This window comes from Pararhizobium sp. A13 (assembly GCF_040126305.1).
GTDB lineage: Bacteria > Pseudomonadota > Alphaproteobacteria > Rhizobiales > Rhizobiaceae > Pararhizobium.
This window is the reverse complement of sequence record NZ_CP149512.1, coordinates 325,003-343,237: the sequence shown is the minus strand read 5'-3', so window position 1 is coordinate 343,237 and position 18,235 is coordinate 325,003. Positions and strand designations below refer to the sequence as shown.

The window sequence follows — 18,235 nt, the reverse complement described above, 5'->3', positions numbered from 1 at the left end:
ATTTCATGTCTATATATATCACATGTCACATATCATGCCACCTTGTGGACGGCTGTTTTCCGGCCGTAAGGCGAGTTCGTTCAGCACTTCAACGGGATGAGGGATCTTTCTACTGTCGATCTCTTTGACCTGAGAGCGGCACGAGTAGCCTGTTGCCATAACGAATTCTCCATCAGTCGTTTCGCCGATCTGTTGTGCCCAGGTCATGGCATAGAGTTTTTCGGAAATCTCACGATTGCGGACCTCGTGGCCGAAAGTCCCTGCCATGCCGCAGCAGCCGACATCGGCGACATCGAGGTGGATCCCAAGCTTTCCAAATACTGTCGCCCATTGTGTTGCAGACGCCGGCGCGTTGGTGCGTTCGGTGCAATGGAGCATTAATCTGAAACGCTCGTCAGCTGTTGCTGTCGTCACGGCGTCGAGCCGTTCGAGATGCGCGACAAGCCATTCCTGCGGCAAGAGCACATGTGCCCTCGGCTGGGCGGCAGGCAGGCTCCTATATTCGCTACGAAACGTCAGTGTCATCGACGGATCGAGACCAACCAGGGCAACGCCCATATCCGACAGACGATCAAGGTAGCGGATTGTCCTTTGGGCCCGTTTCTGGAAAGCCCCTAGATAGCCGTGCACATGCAGTGCCTTGCCGTTTTGATGGGGAACGGAAAGATAGGGAGTAAAGCCCAGTTTTTTCGCCAGTTGCAGAGCAGCGAGGACAACTTCGGGGTTGAAATAGGTCGTGAAGGCGTCAGGCACGAGGACGACGGCGTCTGCACGCTGTTGCGGCGATAGACGCTCAATACGCCGCAATGTGGCAAGTTGCACCCCGAGGCGCGCGGTCTCCCGCTCGACGGAGGACTTCGCCATGGAAGGAAGCGCTGTAAGTCCGACGAGCCGCATCAGCAGCTTTCCCGAGCGAGAACCAACGACCGCGTTGTAGGCTGGCTTTAACTCAGCCATCAGTGGCAAGGCGCCCTCGATCGCAGCAACGATCGGGTCCTTCACAGGGCGCAAATATCGCGTGTGATAGAGTTCGAGGAATTTCGAACGGAATGCAGGCACGTTTACCTTGACTGGACACTGGCCGGCGCAGGCCTTGCAGGCGAGACAAGTGTCCATCGCCGCACGCACCTCATGTGAGAAGTCGTTGCGGTTTACCGGACTGAAGGAGTTCCAGGCTCGCATCATCAGGCTGATGAGCATATTCGTACCGCGCGCCTTCTCGGCTTCCTTCAAGGGATCGACGCCCTTTTTTGCGAGGAGCCGCAGCCATTCACGCATCAGCGACGCACGACCCTTTGGTGAGTAACGCCGGTCGCGCGTCGCCTTGTAGGACGGACACATGGGGCTGGTTTCGTCGAAGTCGAAGCAGGCGCCATTGCCGTTGCAAAAGGCGGCATTGTCGAACGCGGCGCGGATTTCGTCTCCGATGACGCGGTCGAGGCTCCCGCGGAGCGGCACCCCGTCGATTTTTGTAAGTGGCTCGGAGGAGGGAGCGGCGATTTTGCCGGGATTGAGCCGATTGTCGGGGTCGAATGCGCGTTTGATGTCCTGGAGGCTCGGATAGAGGTCGCCAAAGAATTCCGGCACATATTCCGAGCGGATCCCCTTGCCGTGTTCGCCCCAGAGCACGCCGCCATATTTGCGGGTCAGCGCCACGACGCGGTCGCTGACCCGGCGTACCAGCGATGCATGTTCCTGGCGCGTGAGATCAAGTGCCGGGCGCACATGAAGCACGCCTGCGTCGACGTGGCCGAACATGCCGTATGAAAGCCCTTCCGCATCCAAAAGAGCGCGGAACTCGCGGATATAGGCGGCGAGGTTCTCCGGGGGAACTGCTGTATCCTCGACGAATGCGACCGGGCGCACAGGCCCCTCGACATTGCCAAGCAGGCCGACGGCGCGCTTGCGCATCGACCAGATCGCTTCGATCTCCTTGTGATCGCAGGTGATCGTATAGCCCTTGTGCCGAGCGTCCGCACTTGCGTCCAGCGCTGAGGTCACCTGGGCAAGCTTTCGCGAAAGCTCGTCCTTGTCGTCAGCAAGAACCTCGACGATGTTGATCCCGCTCACGGACCTGGAGGCATCCTCGGGGAAAAAGCGGGCGATTCCGGTCCAGACGATGTCTCCTTTGGCCAGGCCGAGAACCTTCTCGTCCACCGTTTCCACCGATGCGACCTTCAGCGCCACGAGCGAGCGAGCGTCTTCGAGCGCCGTGTTGAAATCATCGTAACGGATATTGACCAGAGCCGTATGAGCAGGGATCGGCAGGAGGTTGAGTTCTGCTTCGGCGATCAAAGCCAGAGTTCCCTCCGAGCCACAGAGGACGGCGTTGAGGTCGAAGCGGCCATCTTCTCGGCGCAAATGAGCAAGGTCGTAGCCTGTCATATACCGGTTGAGGTTCGGGAAGATTTCGGCGATCAGGTCGCGCTTTTCCCGCGCGATGCGTTCCGCAACCCGGTGAATTTCACCGATGCGGTCCGGTCGGACCTGGATTTCGTTGAGCGTCTCGTTGGAGAGCGGTCGTGACCACCATTCGCTGCCGTCCGTCAGCACCACGCGCAGGCCCAGCACGTGGGTACTAGTCTTGCCATAGAGACAGGAGCCCTGACCGCAGGCATCGGTGGAAATCATGCCGCCTATGGTGGCGCGATTCGAAGTCGAAAGCTCCGGCGCGAAGAACAGGCCATAAGGCTTCAGGGCCTTGTTTAGCTGATCCTTGACGACGCCAGCCTCGACGTGGGCGATGCGGCGGACCGGGTCGATCCCAAGGATGCGGTTCATGTGGCGAGAGCAATCGACGACCACGCCGGAGGTCAGTGATTGCCCATTCGTGCCGGTGCCGCCGCCGCGCGGCGCGACCGAAATCGACGAAAAAGCAGGTTCCGACAGCACAGTCGCTAAAATTTTCAGGTCCGCCGTCTCCTTGGGAAAAACGATCCCAGCGGGCTTCACCTGGTAGATCGAATTGTCGGTCGAAAAGACCGTGCGTCCCGCCTCGCCCGTTTCGATTTCGCCGCCAAAGCCAGCCTCGATCAGTCGCTCAAAGAAGCCGGCGGGAGGCAGGGCCGTATCGACAGTTGGATCGAGGCGAGGAATCATCGCAGACCTTCAGAAAGCACTTGAGCTTTGTTAAAGCTGGCATATAAGTGATAACATACAAATTAGGCCGCGCAACGCTAAATACGAGGTGGAACTTGAAGAACCAGACCGCAGTTATTGTCGGGGGCGCTTCCGGGCTCGGACTGACGACCGCCAAACTGATGATTTCGCATGGGGCAACGAAAATCGGTCTTATCGACCGCAATGAGCAATTGCTTGCATCCTCTGCCGAGTCGCTTCGCGCTTTGGGTGCGGAGGAGGTCGCGATATCCGTGGCCGACATAGCGCGTGCTGAAACCGCCCATCGCGGCTTTGAGGAGATCGTTGAGAAATTGGGCCGCCTGCATGTGCTCGTCAACAGCGCTGCCATTTACCCCCGCAAGCACATTCTCGAGATTACTGATGAGGAATGGGATCTTGAGAACGCTATCAACATCAAGGGCACCTACCACATGATGGTCGCTGCCGTTCGGCACATGCGTCAATACGTGAACGCGCCGGACGTGACCGGGCGCATCGTCAACGTCACATCGGTCGATGCCTTCAAGGCTCATCCGCAGAATGCTCACTATGCTGCGACGAAAGCAGCGGTCGTCAGCCTCACCAAGTCCTTTGCGCAGGAATGTGCCAAGGATCAGATCCTCGTAAATTCTGTCGCGCCCGCGGGTTTCGCGACCGACCGCGCCAAGGAGCTTGGCTTTCTTCCGGAGCTTGCGAGGGCGAGCGCGCTTGGCCGTGCTGCCGAACCGGTCGAGATGGCCGAATGGATCGTGATGATGGCGAGCAGCCGCAATACCTACGCGACGGGCGAAAACGTCGTCATCAGCGGGGGTTACATTTATGTCTGATAGCTACCGCGTCGCCGTCGTCACCGGCGCGACCAGTGGGATTGGTAAAGCTATCGTGCCGATGCTTCGCGCCCGAGGTCTCACTGTCTATGCCGTGGGGCGCAGCCGCGAAGCGCTCGAGGAACTTGCCGACCGCTCCGGTGCCATCCCGATCCAGGCTGATGTGCGCAATACGGCCTCGATCGTCGAGGCATTGGCGGACGTGGAGGTCGATATCCTCGTCAACAACGCCGGTATCCTCTCGAGCCGGGCGAAGTTCCATCAAATTGAACCCGCAGACATCGATGCGATGATCGACACCAATCTCAAGGCGCCGATGCATCTTACCCGCGCCATTCTGCCTGGAATGGTCGAGCGTCAGCGCGGCCACCTGATCTACATCGGATCAAGCGGCGGCCGGGCACCCTATCCCAATATGGGTGCCTATGGTCCGTCCAAAGCAGGCATCAGCCTGTTCTGTGACAACCTCCGGTGCGATCTGCTCGGCAGCTCCGTGCGCGTGAGCGAAATCGTCCCCGGCCGCGTGCAGACCGAACTCTACCGGACATCGATCCCCGATGGTCAGGCCGCGGCCCTCCTTTATGACGAATATCGGTCGATCCAGCCCGAACATGTCGCGCGCATCATCAACGATGTGATCGATCTTCCCGTCTATGTCGATGTGGCGCGCGTCGAAGTGTTCCCCACCGATCAGGCGACAGGTGGCGGCACGATGGTGAAGTTCCCTCAGAAATAACAGACATCAATTCCAATGGAAGCGCCCCTATCTACCCGGGCCTGGTTTTCGAAATGGCTGGCATACAGAGCTTTGCCATATCGAATCTGGTTCTCTAGATACGCACAAGGAGCTTCGTTTCATCGACGTTCGAGATACCATGCATTCCGATCGTAGACGGATACTCTAAGTGCGCGGCATTCCCGCGGGCCTCAGATGTTTGCGCAGCGCGGCGATGCGGAAGATTGCGTTTGCGGCGCCATAGCCGCGATAGCCTCTGCGTTCGACGATTTCAAAGAAGAAGCCTTCGCCGAAGGTCGGGCTGTAGAGCTGGAAATACTCGCCGTGCTCGTCCCGGTCATACAGGATGTTGTGCGTCCTCAGCTGCTCGCTCATCTGCGGATCAAGTCCGAACCGCGCTTCGAGATCGTCGTAGTAGTTCGGTGAGATTGCCAAAGAGACAAAGCCGTTTGCCGAGAGCGACGCTGCTGTCGCAAAGATATCGTCGGTCCTGAAGGCCAGGTGCTGGATGCCGGAGCCGAAGGTCTCGGCGATGAAGCGGCCGGCAAGGGTATTGCGGTTCTCGGCACCATTCATGGTGATGCGCAGCGACCCTGCGGAATTTTCCACGACCTGGCTGCGCACGATACCCGATGGGTCGATGATGTCGACAACCGGCGTCTTGTGGGCCTCCAGCAGGGATGTGTAGAAGAGCAACCACGTCAGCAGTTCGTCATATTGCATGGTCTGGGCGACATGGTCGATCACCTCCAGGCCCGCCGGCGACACCGTTGACGTATTCTCCATGGGCTCGAATTCCACATCCCATATGCGGGCAAGCGCGCTTTTGCGATCGAGGAAATAGACGATACCGCCGCCCACGCCGCGCACGGCCGGCATTTCGATCTCGCCGGGATCAAGCGGCTGCGCAAACGGTTCAGCGCCAAGCGCCACCGCACGGCTGTGCGCCGCTCTCGCATCGTCGACGAGCAGACCCATGGCATAGGCGGACGTGCCATGTACGAGATATGAGGAGGCGGCGAACCCGCGGCTTTCCGTGTTCACCACGAGGTTGATGTCACCCTGGCGAAAGACCGCGACGTTCTTGGTCTTGTGCTTTGCTGCCTTGCGGAACCCGAGTGTCGCAATAAGCGCTTCAAGCTGTGGCGCTTCGCCTTCATCGATCGCAAACTCGATGAAGGCGACACCTTCGACGGCAGCTCGCGCCGGCATGTCCGGCACGGCGAGGAGGCTTTCGGGTTCGGCACGCCGCACCTGGTCACCGAGATAGAGCAGCGAGCGATAGCCATCCAGTGCGATCGCCTTGGGGGATCCACCGCGAAACTGGTCGTTGAAAATTTCGAGCGAGAGATAGTCGTCGTAGCCGGTTGCTGCCACCGCCCTCATGAAGTCGAGCACAGGCAAGTCGCCTTCGCCGGGCATGTTACGGAAATGCCGGCTCCAATAAAGCAGGTCCATGTCGATCAGCGGCGCATCTGCAAGCTGAATGATGAAGATCTTTTCCTTCGGGATCGAGCGGATCGAGTTGACGTCAATCCTGCGCGAGAGCGTGTGGAAGCTGTCAAGGATGAGGCCGATGTTCGGGTGATCGGCCCGACGCACGATCTCCCAGGCGTCGCGATGGTCGTTGATGTGGCGGCCCCAGGCGAGTGCTTCATAACCGACGCGCAAGCCGCGTTTGGCCGCCCGTTCGCCGAGTTCATGGAAGTCCGCTGCTGCACGGTCCAGGCCGCCGATCGCAGCAGACGAGACGTTGGAACAGACGAGAACGAGGTCCGTGCCCATTTCCTGCATCAGGTCGAATTTCCGCTCGGCCCGGTCGAAGGTTCGGGTTCTGAGCGGCTCCGGCATGCCCTCGAAGTCGCGGAAAGGCTGGAACAGCGTGATCTCCAGCCCGTAGTCGCGCACGATCCGGCCCACCTGTCGGGGGCTTTCGTCGAACACCAGGAAATCATTCTCGAAGATCTCGACGCCGTCGAAGCCGGCTTTGGCAATGGCGTCCAACTTGTCGCGCAGATCACCGCTGAGTGAGACGGTTGCGATCGAAGTCTTCATCCTGGTCTCCTCGGCGGTATCGGGTTCAGGCGGTCAATGCCTTGAAATGAGAGAGCATGCGGGTGGCATCTGGTTCGCGTCCGGTAAACAGGCGGAAGGCGCCCACGGCCTGGAAAACGGCCATGCCACCGCCATCGAGCGTGCTGCAGCCGCGCCGCCTGGCCTCAGCAAGGAGCTCGGTCTCCAGGGGGAAGTAAACGACCTCGGCGACCCAATGACGGGGTTCCAGCATGTCTGCGGAAAGCGGCATTCCCGGGTATTTCTCCATGCCCGTTGGTGTCGCGTGGATCAGGCCGGCGGCCGCTTTCATGGCAGAAACGAGATCGGTTCCAGCCTGGACGTCCGCATCCGGGAAAAGGGTGGACATGCTCGTGGCCAGCGCGTCGGCGCGGTCCATTTCCCGGTCGAAAACGGTGAGCGACCTTAGACCGAGCGAGAGGATCGCATAGGCCGTGGCGACGCCCGCACCGCCGGCACCAAGCTGCACGGCAGACGACAGATCCGCATCGGGCAGGCCACGGCGAAAGCTTTCGGCAAACCCCCACCAGTCGGTGTTATGGCCAAAGCGGCGACCGCCCTTCAGCACGACCGTGTTGACGGCGCCGAGATCGCGGGCTTCGTCCGACAGCTCATCGAGGAAGGGGATGATGCGCTGCTTGCAGGGATGGGTGATATTCAGTCCGGAAAGACCATTGAGTTCCGCCTCCCGCAAGAGCTGCGGCAGGTCCGCGGGCGCTGCGCCGCGCTGGTTGAGGTCGATCAGCTCATATTCATAGGGCAAGCCCTGTGCCGCGCCTTCGCGCATATGCATGGCAGGGGTGAGCGACGCCTGGATGCCGGCGCCGATCAATCCGGCCTTTAGCGGTTTGAGGAGTGTCTCGGTCATCTCAACTGGTTCCATTGATCGGGGGATGCCGGCCCGCCGTTTACGCGGGCCGGCGGCAGGCTTACTGTCCACGCAGGGTGTCGATTTCCTTGAACAGCGCAGCGACGGTATCGGCGCCGATTTCGGTGCTGAACTTTTCGATCACCGGCTTGACCGCATCGCGCAGCTTCTGCGTCTCTTCAGCCGGAAGTTCGCTGACTTCCATGCCGGTCGCCTTGATGTCCGCGATCGCCTTTGCGTCGAGTTCGCGCGAAACCTTGCGCTGATAGTCGCGGGCCTCCGTGGCCGCCGACTGAAAGACAGCCTTTTCCTCGTCGTTGAGGCCGTCCCAGAACTTCTTGCTGATCAGCACGATCTGCGGGTTGTACTGGTGACGGGTCACCGTCATGTACTTCTGCACTTCATAGAACTTGGCGTTGAGGATGTTGGCAGCAGGGTTTTCCTGGCCATCCACCGTGCCGGTTTCGAGCGCGGTGTAGAGCTCGGTATAGGGCAGCGGTACCGCATTGGCGCCAAGGGTGTTGAACAGCTCGATCGGGATCGGCGACTGGATCGTGCGGATTTTCAGGCCCTTGATATCCTCAAGTTTGGTGACCGGATGGCGGTTGTTGGTGAGATTGCGGAAGCCGAGCTCCCAATAGGCAAGGCCAACCAGGCCGGTGTCAGGCAGGCGTTCCATCAGGCCGGTGCCAAAAGCGCCGTCCATGACCTTGTCGGCTTCCTCGCCGCTGTTGAAGAGGAAGGGCAGGTCAACTGCACCGAACTCCTTGACATTGCCAGCGAGAATACCGGCGTTCAGCACCGTCATCTCGATCACGCCGCCCTGCAACGCCGAGACGGTCTGGACGTCGCCACCCAGCACGCCGCCGGGGAAGAGCTTGACTTCGATCTTGCCGCCGCTTTTTGCCGAGACCAGTTCGGCAAATTTCTCCATGCCGGTCACCTGCGGGTGGCCCTTGTTATTGGCGGCAGCGAATTTGAGCTGGTGCTCACGGATTTCGGCAAACGCCGGCCCGGCGGTGAGCAATGCGAACGGCACGGCAAGGCCAAGGGCCAATTTCATCAATCTATTCAACATGTTTTCCTCCCAGATTTGGCCGGGTTCTCCCATCGGCCGGTTGAATTTGCAGGCTTTAGTGTCCGAGCCAGGAAACCGGCACGGTCACCAGTTGCGGGAACAGGACGAGCAGCAGAAGCACGATCAGTTCGGCGATCAGGAAGGGCATCACACCCTTCATCAGCTCTTCCATGTTGAGTTTGGAGACACCGCAGATCACGTTCAGGACCGTGCCGACCGGCGGCGTGATCAGGCCGATCGCATTGTTGATGATGAAAATGACGCCGAAATAGACCGGATCGATGCCCGCCTGTTTGATGATCGGCATCAGCACCGGCGTCATGATGAGGATGGTCGGCGTCATGTCCATGGCGGTGCCGACGAGGACGACCAGGCCCATGATCGCGAGCAGCAGGAGCGTCTGGTTGTCCATCAGGGGTTCGACGAGCCTTGCCAGATCGCCGGGCACGTCCGCCACCGTGATCAGCCAGGCGGAAACGGCAGCGCAGGCGACCAGGAACATCACGACCGCGGTAATCTTCGCCGCCGCCACGAAAACGTGGAATACCTTGGCGGGCGGCAGTTCGCGGTAGATCACCATCGAGACAAAGAGAGAGTAGACCGCTGCGACGACGCCAGCTTCCGTCGGGGTGAAGACGCCGAACTTCAGCCCGACAATGATGATCAACGGCAGCATGAGCGCCCAGATGCTGTCGAGGAATGCCTTCAGCCGCACCGCACCGCTTTGCTTTGCGGGCAGAGCGAACTGCTCCTTGCGGGCAACGAACAGCCAAGTGACGCACAGGGCAGCCGCGATCATTAAGCCGGGAAAAATGCCGGCGAGGAACAGCTTGGTAATCGAAACGCCGCCGACCACGCCATAGAGGATGAAACCGATCGACGGTGGGATGATCGGGCCGATGATCGAGGCCGAAGCCAAGAGGCCACCCGTGCGCGCCGGGTCATGGCCCGATTTCAGCATCATCGGGAAAAGCAATGCGCCGAGAGCGGCTGCATCCGCCACTGCCGAGCCGGACAGGCTGGAAAGGATGCAGGCAGCGAAGATCGCCACGAAACCGAGGCCGCCGCGAATATGGCCGACCATCGCCATGGCGAGATCGACAATGCGGCGAGACAGGCCGCCCGTATTCATGACTTCACCGGCCAGAAGGAAGAACGGCACAGCCATCAGCGGAAAACTGTCGGCGCCGTTCAGGACGTTCTGCGCGACGATCTGGGCGTCGAACAGGCCGAGATACATCATCAGGGCGACGCCGCTGATGATCAGCGCGAAGGCAATTGGCACACCAAGCGCCATGGGACCAAGCAAGGCGCCGAGAAAAATCGTGACGGTCATCGCGCGCTCCTCACAGCTTTACGGTCGGCTGCGCAAGCGGCGCCGCCGGGTGATCGTCGAGCGCGATCTGATCTTCGCTGTCGCGCACGAATTCCGCGGTTGCGATATCGATGCGGCCGGTGGCGACGGCAAAGGCGTCCCACAGGATGATCAGGAACGCGGGAATGCCGAAGGCGAGCCCGGCACCGTAGAAGACACCCATGGAGATGCCGGTGGCGGGTGCTGCGACGTGCAAATTGATCACCGCCTGCGCCCAGCTTCCGCTGATCATCAGCCATGTCGCCCACAACATGAGGGCGTGGCCCGCGAGGACAGCGGCTTGCGCACCGCGCGGCGGCAGCCGCCTCAGCAGGGAATCGACCCCGAGATGCGCATGCTCGCGCATGGCAACGACGGCGCCAAGGAAGGTCAGCCAGACGAAGAAGATACGCGACAGCTCTTCAGAATAGGTGATGCCAGTGTTCAAGGCGTAACGCAGGACGACATTGCCGAAAACGAGCACGACCATGCCCGCAAGCAGCAGCGCGATCGCGGCTTTCAGCACCAGAAAACAGAATTCGATTACCCGGACCATTTGCTCCTCCCAAGCGGTTCACCGCGTCTTGCGGCGTCATGACCGTGATCGGTCAGGACAGCCGACCGAGACGGCGGACGCTACGGCCACTCCTCCAAGCTTTCGTAGCATGTCTTTAAAATGTACTAACTAGTTCGGATGTCAAGTGCTATAACTTGAAAGACGTGCACAAGCTCAATAAGACTCGTCAGTACGCGGAGCGGAGCCGTTGTGCGGCGCGCTGGCCCTTTGCCTTTCGCGTTGAAAATCAGGAATGTAGCGGGGGAGAAGTGGCAAGGAATGGCGGCGCGATCAGAAAACGGACGCAAAAACGATCCACAGCGAACGAAGGAGGATATCCTCATCGTTGCCACGGAGGAGTTCGCCACCCATGGCCTCGCCGGCGCGCGCGTGGACGCCATTGCCGAGAAAACCCGCACATCCAAACGGATGATCTACTATTACTTCGACAGCAAGGAGGCGCTCTATCTCGCCGTCCTCGAGCGCTCCTACCGAAAGATCCGCACGCTCGAAGAGGACCTGAAACTATCCAGCCTGGAGCCGGAGGAGGCGCTAAGAACGCTGGTATCCACCACGTTCGACCATGACGAGGCAAACCCGGATTTCGTCCGCCTGGTCAGCATTGAAAACATCCACCATGCCGCGCATATGCTGCGCTCCGAGGCAATCCGCGATCTCAACGTCTCCGTCATTGAAACGATCGCCGGGATTCTTGATCGCGGTGTCGCCCAGGGCGTATTCCACCGCAATGCTGACCCGATCGACATTCACATGCTCATCAGCGCCTTTTGTTTCTTCCGGGTGTCGAACCGCTACACGTTCGGGACGATCTTTCGCCGTGATCTGTCCGTGCCCGAAACGGCGCAGCGGCACAAGGCGCTGATCGCCGACGCCGTCATAAGCTATTTGAAGACCTGAGCCGACAGCCAGTTTGGCGCACGGATGAAGCAGCGGGGCAAAGGACTAACCCGAAGCGCTGTGCAACCGATCGCGCAGAAGCGTCAACCCGATGAGCGCGAGAAGTGAGAAAGCGGCGCCAACCAGGAATGTGCCCTGTGGCCCCACCATGTCCCACAGGATGCCGGCGATGACACTTGCGAGCAGCAACGCGGCACCCGTGACGAGGTTGAACATGCCGAAGCCCGTCCCGCGCAGTTCCGGCGGCGCGGTGTCGGCAACCAGGGTCGCGAACAGGCCCTGCGTGAACCCCATGTGAAGGCCCCAGAACACGACACCGGCGGTCAGGCCGACGATGCCGGGAACAAGCGCAAGCAGCACGTCCGCCGCAATGAGCAGGAGTATTCCGATCGCCAGCATCGCGACCCGGTTCACGCGGTCGGACAATATTCCTGCCGGATAGGCCGACAGCGCATAGGCGATATTCATCACCACGAGGATGGCTGGAATGAGCATGAACGGCAGGCCGTCCGACTGAGCACGCAGCACAAGAAAGGCCTCGCTGAAGCGCGCCAAGGTAAATACGGTTGCGACAACGACGACCCACCAGTAGCGCGCGCCGAGGCGGCCGAGTTCGTCGCGGTGCAAGGGCATGCGGACCCTGCGCAATCCCTCCGTCGGCTTCGGCTCCTTGACCGCCAAAACGAGCAGTGCAACCGCCAGAAACGCCGGGATGACGGCGACCCAGAACACTGTCTGGAAATGATCTGCCGTCAGCCACATCAGGCCGATGGCGAGAAGTGGCCCGAGAAAGGCGCCGATCGTATCGAGCGATTGGCGCAGGCCGAAACTCGCACCGCGCAGATGCGGTGGAGCGATGTCGGCGACGAGCGCATCGCGCGGGGCGCCGCGAATGCCCTTGCCGACCCGATCGATGAAACGCGCGGCAACGAGCCATCCCACTGTCGGGGCGAGCGGAAAGATCGGCTTGGTGAGGGCGGCGAGACCGTAGCCGATAACAGCGAGGACCTTGCGCTTGCCGAGCCAGTCGCTGAGCGCCCCGGAAAACACTTTGGTGACCGAAGCGGTTGCCTCCGCGATCCCCTCAATGATACCCACAGCGAGCGCCGACGTTCCAAGCACCGCCACCATATAGACCGGCAGCAAGGCATGGATCATCTCCGAAGAGATATCCATCAGCATCGATACGAAACCGAGCGCCCAAATCCCCACCGGAATGGACCTCCGGCCGTCCTGTGGTTCCGAGATATTGATCGTCACTCGATTGCCTCCGGTCTTCCTTCATCTGTTTTCGTCGTGAGCGTCGAAGACCCGGCGGGCGTAGGCATCGAGCAGTTCTTCGCAGCCCCGCAACCGAGCCGCTGCATCTTCAGCCAGGGCGGCTCCGTAGAAATCGAGCTTGCGGATCTTCTCCAGCCACCCCTGGAGTTTCCGCAGGTCGATGTCTTCCTCTTCGAGTTCGGCATAAGTGAACTTGTTGATGGCGATCTCCTTGGCAATTTCCGCCTCGAAATCCATGCAGCGCCCAAGGAACTCGCGATACTGCTCGTCGCGATCGGCCTTGAAACGCGCGACGACCTTTTCCTCTTGCACGCGATCGAGCGCGACCGTCTCCAGGATAACGGCGTCTCCGCCCATTTCGCCAATGTCGTTTTCCAGCATCTTGAGCCGCCGAACGTGATCCTCGCTCTTCGGCAGCAGGCAGACACCGTTCTGCAGGTAGACGGCGCCAAGGCCCTTCAGCCGGCGCCACAAAGCGATGCGCTTGGCGGCCGGTTCGGGCGGCACCTTGTAGGTGAGGAGAAGCCAGGTGAGTGTAACCATGGAGGCAGTTTACCGTAACGGTCGTAACATATCTACTGCAATGACCGGCTCACTGAATCTGGCTGCTCGTCAGACGAGCGCGGCTTGTTCCCGCCACGCCTATACTGTATACGAGTATAGTATGAGCCATACAAAGACCAACAAAGATCAACTCGTCGCCAGGGTCCGGCGCATCGCCGGTCAGGTGGCGGCAATCGAGCGGGCGCTTGAAGCCGAGACCGGATGTGCGGTCGTCCTGCAACAAGTCGCTGCCGCGCGCGGGGCGATCAATGGGCTGATGGACGAGATCATCGAGGACCATTTGCGGGAGCATGTCGCGCATCCCGGCCTCGACGACGCAGCCCGCGCGAAAGGTACGGACGAACTGATCGCGGTGATCCGCCGCTACGCCAAGTAGGAGGTAGGGCTATGGCCGGACACGGCAACATCAACCTTTACACACACGAACACAGCTACCTTGGCGATTCCCATGACGCGAATGCCAGGCGGACCCTTTGGGTCGTGGCGCTGACGGCAACAATGATGGTCGGCGAGATCGTCGCCGGCTCGATCTTCAATTCAATGGCGCTTCTGGCGGACGGCTTTCATATGGCAACGCATGCTGGCGCCCTTGCGATCGCGGCTTGGGCCTATGCCTTTGCCAAACGACATGCGCGCGACCGGCGGTTCAGCTTTGGCACCGGCAAGGTGGGTGACCTTGCCGGCTTCGCCTCTGCGCTGATCCTGGGTGTCATCGCGCTCGGTATCGCCGTCGAGTCCGTCGGGCGGCTGTTGGATCCGCGTCCGGTTGCTTTTTTTGAAGCGACGATGGTGGCTGTTGTCGGCTTGCTGGTCAACATTGTCAGCGCGCTGCTGCTAAGCGGCGGACACACGCACGGCCATCAAAATGCCGGTCACGATCATCGCCACGACCACAACCACAACCACAGCCATGGCGCACACCATCATGACAACAACATGCGGGCGGCGTTCGTGCATGTCATCGCCGACGCCCTGACCTCGGTGCTGGCGATCGCCGCGCTGCTCAGCGGCCGCTATCTCGGCTGGGTCTGGCCGGATCCGGCAGTGGGCATCGCCGGTGCCATTGTGATAGCCACCTGGTCATGGTCGCTGATCCGGCAAACGGCGGCGGTTCTGCTCGATACGACCGACGCGCATCTCGAAGCCAAAGTGCGCGGGCATGTTGAGGGCAGGGGCGACGCCCGTATCACCGACCTGCATATCTGGCGAGTGGGGCCGGGGGCGCATGCCGCTATTGTCAGCGTGATGGGTCCAGTCGATAGCGAGACCGTGCGTTTGCGCCTTGCATCACTGCATGAGCTGGCCCACCTGACGGTCGAAACCCGATAGCGCCGGCACCGAACGCCAGACGAGGATCGGTATATGCCCGATTGAACGTGGTGTTCGTCTCCTTTAGTCATGATGCCGAGGAAACGACGGTCTTATGAGGGGTTCGCGTGAAGCTGGATGTCCGAGTTTGTTTGCTGGCGGGTTGCACGGCGTTTCTGCCGGTGGATGCGTTTGCGGAATGGCAGGCCGTCGAAAAAGTGCAGCCCTACACCGTCGCCGGGAAAACCGGCGCGGAGCTCTATGCCTCCATCGGGGAACGGGGCCCCAAGGTTGGCGGCTTGGTCCGCGCCATCGCGCACACCAATTTCAAGCTGACCTGGACCAGGAAATATGAAGCGCAAGGCGATGCTTGCGTGCTCGTTTCCGCGCAGCCGAAGCTCATCATCACCTACACCTTGCCCAAACCGGCTGAGCATCTGCCCGCCTCCACCAGGCAGGGCTGGGAGACCTTCATCACCGGTGTGCACAAGCACGAACTGGTTCACGGCGATCAAATCAAGGACATGGTGAAGAAGATCGAAACTGCCACAGTCGGTCTGTCGTCTCCCGGCGACCCCAATTGCCGCAAGATCAAGACCGAAATGACCAAGCGCCTTGGCGCGCTCTCACAGGCTCAAAGGCAGCAAAGCCGGGACTTCGACCGCGTCGAACTCAGCAATGGCGGCAATATCCACCAGCTTATTCTGACATTGGTCAACGGACCTTAGACGCGTCGTCGCACAAAGCAGACGTGTCAGAACGTCGGCGGCGTGCAGGCGCTGATCACTTCGCATGCGACCGGTCCCACGCAGCGGAACCGGTGCGGCCGCCGGCTCTCGAAATAATAAGCGTCTCCGGGTCCGAGAATGCGCCGCTCGTCATCCACAGTCACCTCCAGGCGCCCCGACAGAACGATCCCGCCTTCCTCGCCCTCATGAACGAGCGGAACCTTTCCGGTGTCAGACCCCGGCTGATAACACTCCTTGAGAATCTGCAGGCTGCGCCCGAACAGATTATCGCCGATCTGCCGATAGGAGATCGGTCCCTTGCCGATCTCGGTCAGTTCATCGGAGCGGTAGAATGCCTCGCGGGGACGCTCCGGTTCGAAGGCGAAGAACTCGGCCAGGCCGATCGGAATGCCGTCGAGAATCCGCTTCAGCGCGCCAACCGACGGATTGGACGAATTCGATTCGATCAGCGAGATCGTCGAGTTGGTCACGCCAGCCCGTTTTGCCAGCTCGCGCTGGGAAAGATTGCGCATCATCCGCAGGTGCCTGAGGCGGCCGCCGATATCGACTGACATGTGCATCCGTTTCTGTTGTTCGAAATATCGCAAACATAGACATGGCGAACAAATAAATTCAATGGGTTGAACGAATGAAGAAAAGGACTTGTTCGATCGGCTAAATCATGGCGGCAATAGCCCATCGCAAGGGAGATTTCGATGGACGCGCACACCAAGCCAAACGCCCCGGTACTTGACAGTTACTGGATGCCTTTCACCGCCAACCGGCAATTCAAGGCGGCGCCGCGCCTCTTGGAATCGGCATCGGGGATGCACTATACGGCGGTCGGTGGACGCAAGATCCTCGATGGCACCGCCGGGCTATGGTGCGTCAACGCCGGCCACGGACGCCGCCAGATCGCAGCGGCGGTGGAGCGTCAATTGACCACGCTCGACTATGCGCCGTCCTTCCAGATGGGCCATCCGATTGCTTTCGATTTTGCCGAGCGGCTGGCGGAAATCGCGCCGGGCGGGCCGGGCAACCGGCTTGACCGGGTTTTCTTCACGGGCTCCGGCTCGGAATCGGTCGATACGGCGTTGAAGATCGCCATCGCCTACCAGCGTGCCATCGGCCAAGGCACCCGCACCCGTCTGATCGGGCGCGAGCGCGGTTATCACGGTGTCGGCTTCGGCGGCATTTCGGTCGGCGGGCTGGTCAACAATCGCCGCGTTTTCCCGCAGCTCGCCGGTTCCGACCATCTGCGCCACACCCATGATCTTGCCCGCAACGCCTATGTGAAGGGCCAGCCGGAGCACGGAGCGGAGCTTGCCGATGATCTCGAGCGCCTGGTTGCGCTTCACGGCGCGGAAACGATCGCGGCCTGCATCGTCGAGCCCGTGGCAGGCTCGACTGGCGTGCTCGTGCCGCCGAAAGGCTATCTCGACCGGCTGCGGGCAATCTGCGACCGCCACGGCATTCTCCTGATCTTCGACGAGGTCATCACGGGCTTCGGCCGCCTTGGCGCCGCCTTCGCGACGGACTATTTCGGTGTCCGCCCGGATATCGTGACAACCGCGAAGGGCTTGACCAACGGCGCGATCCCGATGGGGGCCGTGTTCACCAGCCGCGCCGTACATGACGCGTTGATGCATGGGCCCGAAGGTCAGATCGAGCTTTTCCATGGCTACACCTATTCCGGTCACCCGGCAGCGTGCGCCGCGGGCCTTGCCACGCTGGACATCTACCGCGACGAGGGGCTTCTCACGCGCGCTGCCGAACTCGAAACGGCGTGGCATGAGGCCATGCACTCGCTGAAGGGCTTGCCGCACATCGTCGACATCCGCACGATTGGCCTGATTGCCGGCATCGAGCTTGCATCCCGGGATGGGGCGGTCGGCGCGCGCGCCTACGATGTCTTCGTCGATTGCTTCCAGAAGGGCCTGCTGATCAGGGTTACCGGCGACATCATCGCCTTCTCGCCGCCCCTGATCATCGAGAAGGAGCAGATCGGCGAGATCGTCTCCGTGCTTGGCGATGCCCTGAAACGGGCCGCCTGATTGATGCGCCCGCAGCGCGGCCGGCCTCCGGTCGCTCTGCGGTATCGTGCCTTCGAAAAGTCCTATTGGCAGTTGAAATGTGAATGGTCTGTTAACGTGTAGTCCGTCCACACTTCGACGCCAGCTGCGTCAAGAGCGCGTATGGGAACACTCTCCCGACACGATGCGTTATGCCATGGACCGAGAGTTGCTCGGCTCCCGCACCGGTTGGGGTTTAGAAGGAAAAAACGATGAAAAAATCTGCCGCGATCATGCTTTTCGCCGCGTCAATGGGCATAACCGGCGCAACCGCCGCCAGAGCGGCCGATCTGAGGGCCAGCGATCCAGTCCCAACGTATCAGGAATCGGATGTCCGTGGCGGCGTCAAGATCGGCTATCTCCAGTGCGATGTCGGCGGCGGTGCCGGTTACGTTCTCGGATCTGCGAAGGACATAGACTGCGTCTTCCACTCGAGCATCGGTGAGGAGCGCACTGACCACTACACGGGTGCGGTCAGGAAGATGGGGGTCGATCTCGGTTTCACGACCCGCAGCAAGCTGATCTGGGCAGTCTTTGCGCCGACAGCAGGGTATCATCAGGGCTCGCTGAGCGGTCTCTATCAGGGTGCGAGCGCCGAAGCGACGGTCGGTGCCGGTGTCGGCGCCAACATACTGGTCGGCGGCACGTCGGGTTCGATACACCTCCAGACCGTCAGCCTCACGGGTCAGCTTGGCCTTAACCTCGCTGCCGGCGGCACCTCTGTAACCCTGACGGCCGTGAACTAAGCCGGA

At 60.7% G+C, this 18,235-nt stretch carries 17 protein-coding genes; 8 read left to right on the top strand and 9 right to left on the bottom strand.

Annotated features, from left to right (window positions below; all coding sequences use genetic code 11):
* Positions 1-18 precede the first annotated feature (18 nt).
* Entirely contained in the window at positions 19-3,099 is a 3,081-nt protein-coding gene (locus WI754_RS30210; protein WP_341486359.1) for an FAD-binding and (Fe-S)-binding domain-containing protein, read from the bottom strand.
* A 95-nt stretch (positions 3,100-3,194) separates the two neighbouring features.
* Here WI754_RS30210 and WI754_RS30205 point away from each other — a divergent pair, with 95 nt between their 5' ends.
* Positions 3,195-3,947, top strand: a complete 753-nt coding sequence (locus tag WI754_RS30205) for an SDR family oxidoreductase (RefSeq protein WP_341486358.1) — start codon at positions 3,195-3,197, stop codon at positions 3,945-3,947.
* Complete coding sequence (locus WI754_RS30200) at positions 3,940-4,683, top strand: SDR family oxidoreductase (RefSeq protein WP_341486357.1); 744 nt, start codon at positions 3,940-3,942, stop codon at positions 4,681-4,683. Before WI754_RS30205 ends, WI754_RS30200 begins: the two co-directional genes overlap by 8 nt.
* A gap of 165 nt (positions 4,684-4,848) precedes the next feature.
* Here WI754_RS30200 and WI754_RS30195 read toward each other — a convergent pair whose 3' ends face one another.
* From WI754_RS30195 to WI754_RS30175, 5 genes are all read right to left on the bottom strand, one after another.
* Positions 4,849-6,738, bottom strand: coding sequence for a bifunctional sugar phosphate isomerase/epimerase/4-hydroxyphenylpyruvate dioxygenase family protein (locus WI754_RS30195; protein ID WP_341486356.1), 1,890 nt, complete (start codon positions 6,736-6,738; stop codon positions 4,849-4,851).
* Positions 6,739-6,763: 25 nt separating this feature from the next.
* Complete coding sequence (locus WI754_RS30190) at positions 6,764-7,624, bottom strand: shikimate dehydrogenase (RefSeq protein ID WP_341486355.1); 861 nt, start codon at positions 7,622-7,624, stop codon at positions 6,764-6,766.
* A 61-nt stretch (positions 7,625-7,685) separates the two neighbouring features.
* Positions 7,686-8,702 carry a TRAP transporter substrate-binding protein gene (locus tag WI754_RS30185; RefSeq protein WP_341486354.1) on the bottom strand — a complete coding sequence of 339 codons (1,017 nt, stop codon included), beginning with the start codon at positions 8,700-8,702 and terminating at the stop codon, positions 7,686-7,688.
* Between the two features lie 55 nt (positions 8,703-8,757).
* Positions 8,758-10,038, bottom strand: coding sequence for a TRAP transporter large permease subunit (locus WI754_RS30180; protein ID WP_341486353.1), 1,281 nt, complete (start codon positions 10,036-10,038; stop codon positions 8,758-8,760).
* A 10-nt stretch (positions 10,039-10,048) separates the two neighbouring features.
* Positions 10,049-10,612, bottom strand: a complete 564-nt coding sequence (locus tag WI754_RS30175; protein ID WP_341486352.1) for a TRAP transporter small permease — start codon at positions 10,610-10,612, stop codon at positions 10,049-10,051.
* Positions 10,613-10,891: 279 nt separating this feature from the next.
* Between WI754_RS30175 and WI754_RS30170 the strand changes: the two genes are divergently transcribed.
* Entirely contained in the window at positions 10,892-11,530 is a 639-nt protein-coding gene (locus WI754_RS30170) for a TetR/AcrR family transcriptional regulator (protein WP_341486351.1), read from the top strand.
* Between the two features lie 45 nt (positions 11,531-11,575).
* On the opposite strand, the gene WI754_RS30165 is transcribed toward WI754_RS30170, so the two are convergent.
* Together WI754_RS30165 and WI754_RS30160 are read right to left on the bottom strand one after the other, a co-directional pair.
* A complete protein-coding gene (locus WI754_RS30165; RefSeq protein ID WP_341486350.1) occupies positions 11,576-12,790 on the bottom strand; it encodes an MFS transporter in 1,215 nt (404 codons plus the stop codon).
* A gap of 21 nt (positions 12,791-12,811) precedes the next feature.
* Positions 12,812-13,354 (bottom strand): Chromate resistance protein ChrB, encoded by a 543-nt coding sequence (locus WI754_RS30160; RefSeq protein ID WP_341486349.1) that lies wholly within the window; start codon positions 13,352-13,354, stop codon positions 12,812-12,814.
* A 121-nt stretch (positions 13,355-13,475) separates the two neighbouring features.
* Between WI754_RS30160 and WI754_RS30155 the strand changes: the two genes are divergently transcribed.
* The 3 genes from WI754_RS30155 (at position 13,476) to WI754_RS30145 (ending at position 15,411) form a co-directional block, all read left to right on the top strand.
* Positions 13,476-13,751, top strand: coding sequence for a metal/formaldehyde-sensitive transcriptional repressor (locus WI754_RS30155; protein ID WP_341486348.1), 276 nt, complete (start codon positions 13,476-13,478; stop codon positions 13,749-13,751).
* A gap of 11 nt (positions 13,752-13,762) precedes the next feature.
* The gene (dmeF, locus tag WI754_RS30150) at positions 13,763-14,704 is read left to right on the top strand and encodes a CDF family Co(II)/Ni(II) efflux transporter DmeF (protein WP_341486347.1); all 942 of its coding nucleotides are present in this window, start codon (positions 13,763-13,765) and stop codon (positions 14,702-14,704) included.
* Positions 14,705-14,811: 107 nt separating this feature from the next.
* Positions 14,812-15,411 (top strand): DUF922 domain-containing Zn-dependent protease, encoded by a 600-nt coding sequence (locus tag WI754_RS30145; RefSeq protein WP_341486346.1) that lies wholly within the window; start codon positions 14,812-14,814, stop codon positions 15,409-15,411.
* 26 nt (positions 15,412-15,437) lie between these two features.
* Here WI754_RS30145 and WI754_RS30140 read toward each other — a convergent pair whose 3' ends face one another.
* Positions 15,438-15,986 carry a cupin domain-containing protein gene (locus tag WI754_RS30140; RefSeq protein WP_341486612.1) on the bottom strand — a complete coding sequence of 183 codons (549 nt, stop codon included), beginning with the start codon at positions 15,984-15,986 and terminating at the stop codon, positions 15,438-15,440.
* A 141-nt stretch (positions 15,987-16,127) separates the two neighbouring features.
* On the opposite strand from WI754_RS30140, the gene WI754_RS30135 reads away from it, so the two are divergent.
* Both WI754_RS30135 and WI754_RS30130 read left to right on the top strand, forming a co-directional pair.
* The gene (locus tag WI754_RS30135) at positions 16,128-17,465 is read left to right on the top strand and encodes an aspartate aminotransferase family protein (RefSeq protein ID WP_341486345.1); all 1,338 of its coding nucleotides are present in this window, start codon (positions 16,128-16,130) and stop codon (positions 17,463-17,465) included.
* Between the two features lie 230 nt (positions 17,466-17,695).
* Positions 17,696-18,229, top strand: a complete 534-nt coding sequence (locus WI754_RS30130) for a DUF992 domain-containing protein (protein WP_341486344.1) — start codon at positions 17,696-17,698, stop codon at positions 18,227-18,229.
* Positions 18,230-18,235 lie beyond the last annotated feature (6 nt).

Bases quoted from the DNA above. Each gene is read 5' to 3' on its own strand.
- WI754_RS30210 (WP_341486359.1), bottom strand. From the start codon at position 3,099: ATGATTCCTCGCCTCGATCCAACTGTCGATACGGCCCTGCCTCCCGCC.
- WI754_RS30200 (WP_341486357.1), top strand. From the start codon at position 3,940: ATGTCTGATAGCTACCGCGTCGCCGTCGTCACCGGCGCGACCAGTGGG.
- WI754_RS30195 (WP_341486356.1), bottom strand. From the start codon at position 6,738: ATGAAGACTTCGATCGCAACCGTCTCACTCAGCGGTGATCTGCGCGAC.
- WI754_RS30190 (WP_341486355.1), bottom strand. From the start codon at position 7,624: ATGACCGAGACACTCCTCAAACCGCTAAAGGCCGGATTGATCGGCGCC.
- WI754_RS30185 (WP_341486354.1), bottom strand. From the start codon at position 8,702: ATGTTGAATAGATTGATGAAATTGGCCCTTGGCCTTGCCGTGCCGTTC.
- WI754_RS30180 (WP_341486353.1), bottom strand. From the start codon at position 10,038: ATGACCGTCACGATTTTTCTCGGCGCCTTGCTTGGTCCCATGGCGCTT.
- WI754_RS30175 (WP_341486352.1), bottom strand. From the start codon at position 10,612: ATGGTCCGGGTAATCGAATTCTGTTTTCTGGTGCTGAAAGCCGCGATC.
- WI754_RS30170 (WP_341486351.1), top strand. From the start codon at position 10,892: ATGGCGGCGCGATCAGAAAACGGACGCAAAAACGATCCACAGCGAACG.
- WI754_RS30160 (WP_341486349.1), bottom strand. From the start codon at position 13,354: ATGGTTACACTCACCTGGCTTCTCCTCACCTACAAGGTGCCGCCCGAA.
- WI754_RS30155 (WP_341486348.1), top strand. From the start codon at position 13,476: ATGAGCCATACAAAGACCAACAAAGATCAACTCGTCGCCAGGGTCCGG.
- dmeF (WP_341486347.1), top strand. From the start codon at position 13,763: ATGGCCGGACACGGCAACATCAACCTTTACACACACGAACACAGCTAC.
- WI754_RS30140 (WP_341486612.1), bottom strand. From the start codon at position 15,986: ATGTCAGTCGATATCGGCGGCCGCCTCAGGCACCTGCGGATGATGCGC.
- WI754_RS30135 (WP_341486345.1), top strand. From the start codon at position 16,128: ATGGACGCGCACACCAAGCCAAACGCCCCGGTACTTGACAGTTACTGG.
- WI754_RS30130 (WP_341486344.1), top strand. From the start codon at position 17,696: ATGAAAAAATCTGCCGCGATCATGCTTTTCGCCGCGTCAATGGGCATA.